7 protein-coding genes are annotated in these 8,475 nt (G+C 59.9%); 5 read left to right on the top strand and 2 right to left on the bottom strand.

Annotation, left to right across the window (positions count from 1 at the left end; all coding sequences use genetic code 11):
* Positions 1–149: 149 nt before the first annotated feature.
* Complete coding sequence (locus BB347_RS16460) at positions 150–1,145, top strand: radical SAM protein (RefSeq protein ID WP_076579730.1); 996 nt, start codon at positions 150–152, stop codon at positions 1,143–1,145.
* A 492-nt stretch (positions 1,146–1,637) separates the two neighbouring features.
* Here BB347_RS16460 and BB347_RS16455 read toward each other — a convergent pair whose 3' ends face one another.
* Positions 1,638–3,020: a helix-turn-helix transcriptional regulator gene (locus BB347_RS16455; RefSeq protein WP_236995966.1), complete on the bottom strand. Its 1,383-nt coding sequence runs from the start codon at positions 3,018–3,020 to the stop codon at positions 1,638–1,640.
* 158 nt (positions 3,021–3,178) lie between these two features.
* Between BB347_RS16455 and BB347_RS16450 the strand changes: the two genes are divergently transcribed.
* Both BB347_RS16450 and BB347_RS16445 read left to right on the top strand, forming a co-directional pair.
* Positions 3,179–4,441: a DUF7096 domain-containing protein gene (locus tag BB347_RS16450; RefSeq protein WP_076579732.1), complete on the top strand. Its 1,263-nt coding sequence runs from the start codon at positions 3,179–3,181 to the stop codon at positions 4,439–4,441.
* 55 nt (positions 4,442–4,496) lie between these two features.
* A complete protein-coding gene (locus BB347_RS16445; RefSeq protein WP_394329256.1) occupies positions 4,497–5,063 on the top strand; it encodes a type IV pilin N-terminal domain-containing protein in 567 nt (188 codons plus the stop codon).
* Positions 5,064–5,113: 50 nt separating this feature from the next.
* On the opposite strand, the gene BB347_RS16440 is transcribed toward BB347_RS16445, so the two are convergent.
* Positions 5,114–5,737 carry a methyltransferase domain-containing protein gene (locus BB347_RS16440; RefSeq protein WP_076579734.1) on the bottom strand — a complete coding sequence of 208 codons (624 nt, stop codon included), beginning with the start codon at positions 5,735–5,737 and terminating at the stop codon, positions 5,114–5,116.
* Positions 5,738–5,895: 158 nt separating this feature from the next.
* On the opposite strand from BB347_RS16440, the gene ahaH reads away from it, so the two are divergent.
* Together ahaH and BB347_RS16430 are read left to right on the top strand one after the other, a co-directional pair.
* The gene (gene ahaH / locus BB347_RS16435; RefSeq protein ID WP_076579736.1) at positions 5,896–6,228 is read left to right on the top strand and encodes an ATP synthase archaeal subunit H; all 333 of its coding nucleotides are present in this window, start codon (positions 5,896–5,898) and stop codon (positions 6,226–6,228) included.
* Positions 6,215–8,470: a V-type ATP synthase subunit I gene (locus BB347_RS16430; protein WP_076579738.1), complete on the top strand. Its 2,256-nt coding sequence runs from the start codon at positions 6,215–6,217 to the stop codon at positions 8,468–8,470. Before ahaH ends, BB347_RS16430 begins: the two co-directional genes overlap by 14 nt.
* Positions 8,471–8,475: the final 5 nt, after the last annotated feature.

Raw genomic sequence — 8,475 nt, 5'->3', positions numbered from 1 at the left:
GTCATCTCGTTTCTCCCGGAGCAAACACGCTCGATAGCGATTGAGACGTGGATATTCGAGCACCAAGTCCGTGTGCAGCGCCCTCACACCTCGTGCAGCCGTCTTCGTTTCGCACGGCTTTTGTGGGTCGGGCCGGTAGGTTCCCTCGAATGATCTCGAAGGGCTGTGAGCAGTGCGCGAAAGGCGGCAAGATGGTATTGTTCGTCTACGGTTACTGCGACCAGCGTGACTGCTTTTACTGCCCGCTCGGTGAGAACCGAAAGAACGTGACCGACGTCTACGCCAACGAACGACTCGTCGAGGACGACGAAGACGTCCTGACGGAAGCCCACCGAATGGACGCACTGGGTACGTCGATCACCGGCGGTGAACCACAGGAAGCCCTCGAGCGGACCTGTCACTACCTCGAACTCCTCAAAGATGAATTCGGCGAGGACCACCACACCCACCTCTATACGGGGATTCCGGGCGGCCGCGAAAACATGCGCCGGCTGTCCGAAGCCGGCCTCGACGAAATCCGCTTTCACCCGCCACTCGAGCTATGGGGCGAGATGCACGGCACCGAGTGGGAAGAGATTCTCTACATCGCTCGCGAGGAAGGACTCACACCGGCGTTCGAAATCCCCGGTATCCGGCCGGAACCGGAGTTTCTCGAGTTTCTCGACGAGGGCGCAGCGGACTTTTGTAACGTCAACGAGTTCGAGATGAGCGACGGGAACTACCGTCGGATGCAGGAGGAGGGCTTCGAGCTCAAAGAAGACCACATGAGCGCCGTCGACGGCACTCGAGACGAGATCCTCGAGACGATGGGCGACCACGAGCGCGTCTACTTCTGTACGTCGGTGTTCAAAGACGCCGCACAACACCGCCGTCGGCTCAAACGAATGGCCAGAAACATTCGCCGCGAGTTCGACGACGTGACCGACGACGGAACGCTCGTCTACGGCAAAACACAGACCGAACCGGAGCGATTCGAAGCGCTTGGGGTCCCAGAGGAGTTCTACACGACCAAAACGAACCACGTCGAAGTCGCCTGGTGGCTCTTAGAGGAGATGATCGAAGAAGGCGACCTCGAGGACGGCGAAATCGTCGAACAGTATCCGACGTACGACGGGCAAGTCGTCGAGCGGACGCCGCTCGTGTAACGGACCGCGAGCGAACAGCGTGAACGAGCGGGCTTTTTTGCTCGAGGTTTTTGGAGGAGGGTGAGTGACCGAAGGGAACGAACCCGACGAGAAAAAGGTCGCGACGCGGTATCCGACGTACGATGGGCAAGTCGTCGAGCGGACGCCGCTAGTGTAATCTGCGCGAGCGAAGCCACGGAGTGCGAAGCGAGCGTTTTTGGAGGAGATTTTTCGAGGAGGGTGAGCGAGCGAACCTGACGAGAAAAAGGTCCGTGTGTCAAGTCGTCGAGCGGACGCCGCTAGTGTAACGGACCGCGAGCGAACAGCGTGAACGAGCGGACTTTTTTGGTCGAGGTTTTTGGAGGAAGTTTTTCGAGTCGAGTGGGACCGTCGGCCCCGCTGACCATGCGAACGGGCGCTCTGCGCGCGAGCAGAAGAGCGGTGAGCGAGTGACGCGAGCGAATCCACCGGAAAACGACGAGATTTGAAAACGTGTGTATTCGGCTGCAGGCGTCACTCGAGTTCGGTGGGATCGACTTCGGGGAGCGTGATAAGGTTCTCCCGACCGATTCGGAGCTTTTCGATGTCGTCCTCGTCGTCCATCTTGGAGAGGAGTTGTGAAACCTTGGCGTTCGACCAGCCGGTCTCGTTGACGATCGTCGCTTGCTTCATTCGGCCGCCGTTCTGAGAGATCATTTGCAAGACGCGCTCTTCGTCACTCAACAACTCCGGATCGACCCCAGCGGCTTCCTCTTCGAACTCGAGGTGAGTCCCCATGTCACGTGGGCCGTCAGTTGCGGCGGGATGTGAGCCAGCCGATTCCTCTCGAGGGGAATCGGCCGAATGCGTCGGTTCATCCTCTGGGTGTCCGGATTCGTCACTGTCAACCAGCGATCGAACTTTGGCGGCCATACCCGGGAAGCCGAGCGCGGCCATGGACGCTGGGGCGCGCTCGAGCGGTGATGGAAGCTCGATAGTCGTATTTCGTTGCACGTAGAGGTAGCCGATGGTACCGACCGCGACCACGACACCGATTCCCGCGAGCGCCCAGAGTATCGTCCCGAGTGCGGGCGGCACGATTCCGCCGCTGTGGACGAAGACGACGTCGATGTCCTGTTCGGAGAACTCGTGTGGTCCCTCCCACTCGAGTTGGGTAGACGTGTCGGTGCCGAGTGCGTAGTCTTCCGGCGGTTCGAGGACGAGTCGTTGGTTCTCGGTCAGCGAGAGCCAGGTGCCGTCTTCGGTCTGGAACGCGTCACCGACGTGAATCTGATCGTCGTCGTCGACTGCTGCGAAATTACTCCAGACGAACGAGTAGGAAATGACGCCGACGTGTACGTCTTCAGCGTCCACGTCGTCCTCGAGGTCGAGTTCGTCTTCGTCGATATCGCCGACATCTTCAGCGGGTTCGACCGTCTGGTCCTCCCAACCGGGGTCCTGAATTTCCATGGAACGGTCGGTCTCTTCCGACGCACCCGCTGCACGGTCTTCGAACAACCCGGGGTCGACGATAGTGTTCTGATGAGAGCTCGTGACCTCGTCGGCCCACTCCTCGAAGTCCTCGATATCTTCCTCGTCTGTCAGGATGAACCGACTCTCGATCGTCCAGTGGGCATTCCCGCCTGCGTCCATGTTGACCCGCAGTACCTGTCTCGCATCGGAATCATCTGGCGGGTCGATAGTCGTCAGTGATTCTGAGCGTTCGGCGATCGGAGATGAAGGCGTCGCGGACGAATCTTCGGACTCGAGTGCGACGTGAGTACCGCCGAGATTCTGAGAGGCATCCACCGGTTCATCAGCAGTTGCGGACGCTGATGGCATCCCGGCAACCACACCGATGGTCGACGTAAAGAGAAGGACGGTGAGGCCAATCGTAACGGCAGTGGATACCCGCATGCGTACCAACCGGTGGTTTCCCCGGGGAAAAAACACTTTCCATCGGAAAATAACGTCTCCCGATCGATGGAAAATAGCGTGACAGTCAAAATTAGTTACCGGTCGAGACGAACGACGGTGCGACTCGTTTTTGTATCAGGAGCCTAAACGGTGGCTCGATGAATAGCGCGACACCGGCTTTCCTCGCGGTGTTGCTCGTGACGTCGCTTCTCGCGATGCCCGTCATAGCGGGTCCGGAAGCGAACGCCGCGACACACGACGCCCCACAACCAGAGTTCCAGCCATCGACCCTCCAGCACGCGTCGACGGAACCAGTCGAAGCGGAGAATACGACGAATCGACTTCAGCCGACAGGCGACACCCGTGACGAGGTCAGAACCGAGTATACCACGTACGGCCCCGATCTCGGTGTCGCTCTCGCATCGGTCGACGACGAGTTGCGAATCGATCAAGAGCAGTACACCCTCGTCGACAGCGAGTTCGATTCGGCCAGCAACGACGACCGAGAGCAGATGGTCAGTGCCGCCGTCGATAAGATCGAAGACCAAACCGACGTGATCGAAGAGCGCGAGCGCGACGCCGTCCGCGAACACGCTGATGGCGAGGTTTCAGACACCGAATTGATCCACACCCTGTTGCGAAACTACCACGAATCGCAGGTGCTCTACGACGCGTTAAACGAACTGGATGGTGAGCGAACGGACGCGATTCCGGGATACGCCCTCTCCCGTCAGCAGGTTCGAGCGGACGAAACGGTACTCGAGCTCCAGCAGACGTCGCTTCGATCGCTCCTCGATCAGGCGAGTCAGTCGACCGACACAGACGGCGCACTCGACGTGCAGATTCAAACCGCCGAAGACGGCTACAGCGTCTCGGCCATCGACGGCGATACGTACGTCACCGAAACGACGCGCTTCGACAATCGCGACGCCGACGGAGAGAATCAGTTCGGAGACGCCTCACACTCCGACATGATCGACCGGACGACGGAGTTGTACCCGTGGGCAGCCGATCAATCCGGACTGAGCTTCAACGAAGCCGGGAATCAGAACCTCTACGTGACGACCATCGAGTACGACCAGAATCGGCTGCAGGTATACCTCGATGGCGCAACGAACGAGATAACTCGAGAGTCACAGGAACACACACTCGAGTCGCTGCCGGAGGAGAACAACGAGTCGTGGGAGAACGACGACCTCGAAGTAATGCAGACGGAAACGCCCGTGAACGGACCCTCGGAGCTGACCGTCACCGATTCGGTCAGTGGTGACCCAGTTTCGGCGACGATCGAAGTCGATGGCACCGAAGTCGGCGAAACCGACGACGACGGGACGGTGTGGTTCTTGCCACCGGGTGACGAGTACGAGTTGACCGCAGAGACTGACTCGAGAGAGATCACAGAGACCGTCTCTCCCGACTGATCCGTCGTTCTTCTCGGCCGAACGTTTATATCGGAACGAGCGGCCACGTTGGTGCGTGATCGATCGCCCTCACTCGAGTGATTCGACGCGTTCTGGCCAGGAAGTTAGTACGGAGAGTGGCTATAACAGTGGCAAATCAGCAAGATCCGGTTTTCACACCGACGCTCGAGCGATCAGTCGACTGGTAGGTATCGTTGCATTGCTCGGGGTGACGGTCGCGCTCGCGACGATGGTCGCCGTCGGAGCTAGTACGTGGTCGCTCGACTCGAGTCCACCGACAGCGGCGTTTTCGATGACGGCAGACGGCGAGAGTTCGACGATAACGATCGACCACGACGGTGGCGAGACGATCGATGTGAGCGAAGCGGAACTAATCGTCGACATCGATGGCGACGAACTTGCCGCCCAGCCGCCGGTTCCGTTCGTCGGCGCGGACGGGTTCGACGGGACTCCGGACGGACCGTTCAACGCCGAAGGCGACACCGAATGGGAGCCGGGCGAACGTGCGGCGTTCACGATTGCCGAGACGAACGATCCCGCACTCGAGTCAGGAGAGACAGTTGCAGTGACGCTCTCCGTCGACGGATATCGGCTCGCGACGCTCAAGGACGAGGCGACGTGATCGAACGTGTCGTGGCGTTCGTTCGTGTTGGGTGTTCGTTGTAGAGGACGTTACTCGGGTGCTCGACCAATCGTCGTGATCGCAACGTCCGGGTCGTAGGACGGGCCCTGGAACATGTGCTTGACGTCCTCGAAGCCGGCGCGTTTGAACATCGCATCGGCCTCGTACTCGTCGTAAAAGAGCATGATCGAGTCGGCGAGTTTCTGGGCGAGGAGGCTGTCGGGATAGTTCGGGCCGACGACGAGTACCTGTCCGCCGGGTTTCAGCACCCGGCGGAACTCGCGAAGGGCGAGAATCGGGTTCGGCCAGTATTCGATCGAACCGGAGGACCAGACCACGTCGAACGTGTCCGTCGCAAACGGGAGGCGCTCGGCGTCCCCTCGGTGAAAGTGAACCGGCGGGGCGCGTTTGCCGACTTTCGCGTAGGCTTGCTCGAGTTGGTGTTCGCTCTGGTCGAGGGCGTACACTTCCTCCACGTGCTCGAGGAGCCCTTCGGTGGCGAAGCCGGTGCCACAGCCGACGTCGAGGACGGTCGTGTCGTCGTCGAGTTCGAGTAACTCGAGGGCGTCTGCTCGCATCTCCTCGTTCCAGATGAAGGGGTTGACCTGGTCGTAGACCTTCGAGAGGTACTTGTAGAACAATCGAGCCCGGGCTTTGTTCTCGAGGATTCCCATTGGCACAGCGTTTCGAGCGAACCGGGATATGTCTGCTGTTCCACGTGGTCAGGCGAGCCGAACGATCGACTCGAACCGGCCTGCTCGTGCCGGGTATCGCTGGCCGTCTTTCGCAACTACCATATACGCGCCTTCGCAAACGTTCACCCGCTTAGAGTATGCCGAGGCCAGAGGTTCTCGAACGAATACAGTCGGCGGAGGAGGAAGCCGACGAGATCGTCGCATTGGCACAGAACGACCGCGACGAGCGAATAGCCGAGGCCCGGGAACGTGCCGAGGAGATTCGCACGGAAGCGGAACAAGACGCGCGTGATCTCAAAGAGCGCCAACTAGAAGCGGCGCGCGAAGAGATCGACGAGGAGTGCGAGGCGGTCCTCGAAGAGGGCGAACAGCAGCGCGAAGCATTAGCCGAGCGCGCCCAGGAGCGGGTCGACGACGTGGTCGATCACGTCGTTTCCCTGTTCCAGGAGGACGTCCATGCTCAGACCTGAACGGATGAGCAAGATCTCGGTGACCGGTTCACGGGGCGTCATGTCCCCGGTCATCGAGACGGTTCACGAACTGAACCTGGTTCACCTGTCGGACTACGACGGCTCCTGGGAGGGATTCGACAACGGAACTCCCATCGAAGGAGCCGACGACGTCTCCGAGAAACTGGTGACCGTTCGCGCCCTCGAGAATACCCTCGATCTTTCGGCCGACGAGGCCGAACCGGGGACGCTCGAGGAAAATTGGGAAACCCGCGTCGAAGAGATTCGGACGCGAGTCAACGAACTCGACGACGAACGGAGTGATATCCGCGAATCGCTTCGACAGGTCGAAGAGCGAATCGACCGCGTCGCACCCTTCGCGGAGCTCGGAATCGATCTCGACCTCCTGTCGGGGTACGATTCAGTCGACGTCGTCGTCGGTGAGGGTCCACACGCCCAGATCGAAGAGGTAGTCGCTGCATCCGACGAGATCCGGGCGTTCGAGACGTTTACCGGTGGAGACATCGTGGCGGTCGTCGCTGCGTCCACCGACGACGCCGGCTCGAGCCCGATCGACGACGCCCTCGTCGGCGTCGAGTTCACGCGACACGAGGTCCCAGAAACGGACCAGACGCCGAGTTCCTACGTCGACGAACTCGAGGAGCGTAAACGCGAACTCGAGTACGAAATCGACGACATCGACGCGGAACTCGAACAGATCAAAGCGAACGAGGCGAGCTTTCTCCTCCGCGTCGAAGAGGAGTTGAGCATCGAAGTACAGCAGGCAGAAGCACCGCTGCAGTTCGCGACGACGGATCGGGCGTTCATCGCGGAAGGGTGGATTCCCTCCGACGAGTACGAACGCCTCGCCGCATCGTTGCGCGACGCCGTCGGCGAAAGCGTCGAAATCGAAGAGCTCGAGCGAGCGAGCTACGACCGTCACGGCAAGACCCACACTGAAGAGCTTCAGGAAGGGACACAGACGGCGAAAGACGACGAAGAGAGCGACGACGAAAACGCGGCTGCCGCGGATAACGAGCAGCCCCAGAAGGCGATGACGGACGGTGGCTCGGCCGTGACGATGAGCGACCAGCCGCCGACGATTCAGAAGAATCCGTCGGCTGCCAAGCCGTTCGAATCGCTGGTACAAGCGGTCAACCGGCCGAAATACAACGAGCTCGACCCGACTATCTTCATGTTCCTGACGTTTCCGCTGTTCTTCGGGTTCATGATCAGCGACGTCGGCTACGGCCTGTTGTACGTGCTGACCGGCTTCTACATGTACCAGAGCTTCGATAGTCCGGGAATCACGAGCCTCGGTGGCGTCGCCATGTGGTGTGGTGCGTTCACCATCTTCTTCGGAATCCTGTTCGGCGAGTTCTTCGGACTCCACGAACTCGGATACATGCTCTTCGGCGACGGAGGAGCGCCGATGGGAGACAAAGGGCTGGCGCCAGCCACGATCGACTTCGCGTTCGCCTGGCTCATCATCAGCCTGTTGTTCGGTATCATTCACCTGAACATCGGATACATCCTCGACTTCGTCGAGAATATCCAACACGGCCACGGCCTCTGGGGAGCGATCACCCACAGCGGCTCGTGGATCCTGATGCTCAACGGACTCTGGATCTGGGTCTTCACGCCACAGGCATCGGACGTCAAACCCGAATTCCTGTTTACGACCTTCGACGGCGGCGCGTTCGACCTCGGATTCAGCGGCTTCCCGCTGATGGACATCTTCACCGTTCCCAGCGATATCGCCTACGTCGGCGGGTTCGAAGTAACGATCCCGTTCTTACTCGTTATCGCTGGACTCGTGTTGCTCGCGATCGGTGATCCCGTCGAACTCGCGGAGTTCGCGATCCCGTTCGCACACGGCGTCTCCTACGCCCGAATCGCCGCAGTCCTGCTCGCGAAGGGTGGGATGGCGTTCGTCGTCAACCTGCTGGTGTTCGGCGGCGTCGAGACCGACGCAGGAGAACGCCCATTCATGGCTCCGTGGACCGGCTACGGACCCGAAGACGGACAGGTGATGTTCGACGGGCTGTTCTACATGGGCGACGGAGCCGTCGCGATTGGCTTCTTCATCCTCGGTGTACTCGTGTTAATCGTCGGGCACATTGTAGTCTTGCTACTTGGTATCACAAGTGCCGGATTACAGGGTATCAGGCTCGAGTACGTCGAGTTCTTTGGGAAGTTTTATGAAGGCGGTGGAAAGAACTACGAACCGTTCGGACACGATCGAAATCACAGTGAGGACTAACTAAC

The organism is Natronorubrum daqingense (assembly GCF_001971705.1).
In the GTDB taxonomy this organism is placed as follows: domain Archaea; phylum Halobacteriota; class Halobacteria; order Halobacteriales; family Natrialbaceae; genus Natronorubrum; species Natronorubrum daqingense.
This window is presented reverse-complemented; position numbering and strand designations above follow the sequence as displayed.